This is a genomic window from Paraburkholderia sediminicola (genome assembly GCF_046027355.1).
Taxonomy (GTDB): Bacteria; Pseudomonadota; Gammaproteobacteria; order Burkholderiales; family Burkholderiaceae; genus Paraburkholderia; species Paraburkholderia sediminicola_B.
Window position 1 is genome coordinate 1 of record NZ_JAQQEK010000081.1, and the last position, 4,021, is coordinate 4,021.

The 4,021-nt window shown below is 59.3% G+C and carries 3 protein-coding genes; 1 reads left to right on the forward strand and 2 read right to left on the reverse strand.

Annotated features, from left to right (window positions below; translation table 11 throughout):
* Nucleotides 1-105: 105 nt before the first annotated feature.
* Nucleotides 106-1,968 (reverse strand): hybrid sensor histidine kinase/response regulator, encoded by a 1,863-nt coding sequence (locus PQR42_RS45220; RefSeq protein WP_408496038.1) that lies wholly within the window; start codon nucleotides 1,966-1,968, stop codon nucleotides 106-108.
* Between the two features lie 1,065 nt (nucleotides 1,969-3,033).
* On the opposite strand from PQR42_RS45220, the gene PQR42_RS45225 reads away from it, so the two are divergent.
* Nucleotides 3,034-3,783, forward strand: a complete 750-nt coding sequence (locus PQR42_RS45225; RefSeq protein ID WP_408496040.1) for a response regulator — start codon at nucleotides 3,034-3,036, stop codon at nucleotides 3,781-3,783.
* On the opposite strand, the gene PQR42_RS45230 is transcribed toward PQR42_RS45225, so the two are convergent.
* Nucleotides 3,725-4,021 (reverse strand): response regulator (locus PQR42_RS45230; protein ID WP_408496042.1); only part of this gene is annotated, 297 nt, incomplete at its 5' end. The two genes, PQR42_RS45225 and PQR42_RS45230, sit on opposite strands and share 59 nt — an antisense overlap.

Consider the following 4,021-nt stretch of genomic DNA (forward strand, 5'->3'; position numbering starts at 1 on the left):
TGTCTAATCCGGTGGCGCACCGATATTGCCTCTTCAACTTGCGGCGCCGCACAGAACTTATCGTGATGCTGGCAGAGAAGGGCATTACGCTCGGCACGCTTTCAGTCACTGATCGTTCGCGAGATCGAGATTCATCTTCCGCTGAGCGGTCACGTACCGGCTGATCTCCGCCAGCAGGTCCTTGGGGGCGGAGGACTTGCGCAATAGCACGAACGGTTCGCGAAAGTCGCGAAGGACGTGATCGGACAGCAGCTCGCCGGTGATAAATGCGACGGGAATAACGCCCGCCCACGCGAAATGACGCCTGATCCGATCAGCAACCTCCTTGCCGGTGGCTCCTTCGCGCAGACGGATATCGGCGACGATGAGATCGGGAATGCGGCTGTCATCGGCAAGGATGGCTTCGAATCCAGCCATCGACTCGGCGGCGTACACGAGCGCGCCCGCGCTTGAGAAAAGACGCCTCAGGCCTTCGAGGACGGTAGGTTCATCGTCGCACAGGAGCATGAACGTGCCCGTGAGATCGGGCGTGTAGACGTCGCCATCCTGAGCATTTGCCCCGGCGGGCGGGGTTGATGCCGAAACCGTCGCGTAAAGGGAAAAGCGCGATCCGCGCCCTTCCACGGAGGCGAAACTCATGCCGTGTCCCGGCAGAATATGGATCGCGCGATGCACAATCGACAGCCCCAGTCCCAGCCCTTTCGAACGGTCGCGCCCCGGATTGTTGATCTGATAGTACTCGGAGAAAATCGCGTCACGATGGGCGGGCGCAATGCCGATGCCGGTATCCCATACATCGACGCGCAGCCGTTCATTCAGTCGCACCCAGCCAAGCACAACGCCGCCCGATGACGTGTTCTTGATCGCGTTCGATACGAGATTCGATAGGGACCGCTTGAAGAGCGATCGGTCGGTCTCGATGGACGGCGGGTACCGTCGCCGCCCCGCGATTCTCAGATCGATGCCACGCAACCGGGCCGTCTCCCGGTATTGCTCGAAGACCTCGGTCAACAGGTCATGCGTATTGACCGGCGTAAGGCCGGGAACATACGAGCCCAGCTCGCTGTAGTCCTGAATGTCCTTGAACATGTCGAGGATGTCGGACGCGGTCTCCTCGATGACATCGAGGTCGCGATCCACGGCGTATCCGTCCCTGATCCTCGTCTTGGCGCTTCGGATGAAAAGGTTGATTGCGGCGAGAGGCTGCTGGATGTCGTGATACGCCGATGAAAAGAATCGCTCTTTCTCCCTGACGAGCTCCTGCATGCGTCTGTTCCGCTCGTTGACCGCGCGCGACGCCGCTTCGACGCGAGCCTTGGCCGCGCGCAAGGTGCGCCGGTACATGAATTCGCGCCTCGCGGCACGTTCCAGCGGGATGCTGAGCAGCACGCCGACGACAGACATCATCGGCAGCATTGTGGCGTGCGCAGCCACCGACTCCACGCGCAGTTCGACGCTCCCGCTGACGGGTTTGAAATAAAGCATGATCAGATAACTGACGACGCAAATCCCGATTAGCCAGGCCGCCGTGATCACCCGAAGTCGAAAGGCCATGAATATCAAGAAAAGGCAAAACAACAGCACCGGATAGACTTCCCGCCAGCCAAGGTCGCCCGGATAGAACTGCAGCATTCTCAGGCAGCTGAACCAGCAACTGATCGTCCAGACACCGAGCAGCCCGACGGCCCAACGTTCATCGAGTGCGCGCGGGGTCCAGAACAGCACGGGAATCGTCATCCCGATCGCTCCGGCGACTCTCAGGAGAATCAGCTCATTGTGGTGCAGATGGGTGGGATCGAGCAGGTCTAAGCGGCAGAAGTCGCGGATGGAAAATACGACCCACAACGCGGTGAATATTGCGATGGCGAGTCTCCGCTGCCCGGAGAACCGGCGCGCGTAGTCCCACCGGAACGCGCGCTCCTGAGCCGCCGAGCTGAACCTGCGCACCCTGAGGCCTGACGATCTCATGACGACGCTCGATCAGGAAATTCGCCGTCCGCGGAGTGGGCAGCGTGCAATTCAAACAGAATAGCAGGGCTGTCATCCAAAGCTATACACACAAATGTAGCGTTCGGGATGCGCCTGCCAGATCAGGAGCGCTGCATCTTTCCGGACTCGATTTCCGGTCGCCTACCTACATGGGTGGCGACAGCGTCTGGGCCGACCGAGAATCGATATGACTGTGCCGGTAGCCGAGAGCTGCGCTTTCTTCGTAACTGTCATCGCCTCGGTACGCCTCTTCTTCCGGACTTTCATTCGTATTATTCTGTTCTTGAGGCGGTTCGGGCGTTTGCGTCGCCTCGTCCCGACCGGACGTTACGGCAACGCTCGTTAAAGGAGATTCTCGTGAAAACAGTCTTACTCGTCACTGGTGGACTACGCTCTTTCCAGTGTGGATCGGCCGCGAGTGTCCATCCGTTGATACAGGCAAACGTCAGGATCTGGCCAGCAGGACTTATTCCCCCATCCTGCCGGAAAGCTGCCGTTGACGACCCCAGCCTCCACTCCGGAGAGTGTTCGCCGAACTGGTGCTTGAGGCCAGCTTCTGTCACTGGACAGATTGAAGACGTGGCCACTCGAATGTCTCCTTCACCTGGCCATCGGTCGGTTGTCCTCGTTGGCCTAATGTTGCTGTGATAACGGTTGGCATTTTTTTGCGTTCCTGACGGACAGACGTTGATTTTTCCGGGGTCTTGTCCGACAGGTTCTTCCACCAACGGTCAGAAATGGCCCGCGAATCGCTGGCGACGATCACTTTACCAGGCCGTGATCCACTTGCCAGATCAAGTCGCCACACTCATCGCCATTCTCACGGCGCGGCGGTGATTCCCCTGCGCTCGAACTGTCGAGCCACAGGCGAATCCCGCCACTCTTGAGACAAAGCGATATGGAGCAGCCGCCAATGTCCGTGGCGTAAGTGCATTGCGCGTATTATTTGATCGGAACAACAAAAAGCAGGTGGTTGCTACAGACGTAGCATCATCCGCAAAGTCATTGCAGTTCGCTCCGAAAGCTGTTTTGGGAGACGACGGAATGCGCGTACTGATCGTCGACGATCATGAGCTCTTCAGAGCCGGATTGGCGCTTCTGCTGAGAGAACTCTTTCCGGGTATCGACTTGCTCCACGCAAGTACCTTGTCACAAGGCGTCAATCATGCGTTGTGCGAGCCCCTGAACTTCGTTTTTCTCGATCTCGACCTTCCCGATGGTGACGGCTGCAACGCGCTCGCCGAATTGAAGGAATCGCGACCGTCCCTGCCCGTGATTGTGATATCGGCCGACGAGCGCGTGGAAACCATCGGCCGATGTATCGAACTTCGAGCCATGGGATACGTGCCCAAATCTTCATCTCCTGCAGCGCTTAACGCAGCTATAGGTGCGGTGCTGGCCGGGGGCGTGTTTCTGCCCGCCGCCAGCATCGCGATGCTCCGGCGCGACATGGGCACGGCGGAGGCCCTATCAGATAGACCCGGGGACGCGCCGTCCGCTGCGATTTATGGGGTGAGCGCCGCGTCCGACCTGGGACTGACTCCGAGAGAATTTGAAACACTGGCGTGGCTGGTTCGCGGAGTTCCCTCGAAGGCGATTGCCCTTAAAATGGGGCTCGAGGACATTACGGTGAGGAAATACATCAGTCATCTGCTCGCGCATTTCAACCTGCGGCGCCGCACAGAACTCATCGTCATGCTGGCCGATCGAGGCATCAAACTCGGCGTCCCTCCAGTCACAGATCCCTCTCATGACCGCCGCCTGTCGGCTGTTGGGTGGCAACGAACCGACTGACGCCAGCGAGCGTGCTTTCCGGTGCGGAAGACTTCCTCAGCAACACGAACGGCTGGGCAAAATCGCGAAGCGCGCGAGGCGAGATCAGCTCACCCGTGATGAATGCGACGGGAAGCACGCCCGCCCAGGCGAAATGCTGCCTGATCTGTTCGGCAACCTCGATGCCGGTCGGCCCGTCGCGCAGCCGGATGTCGGTGACAATGATGTCGGGTGCGCGGCCGTCATCGGCCAGAATCGC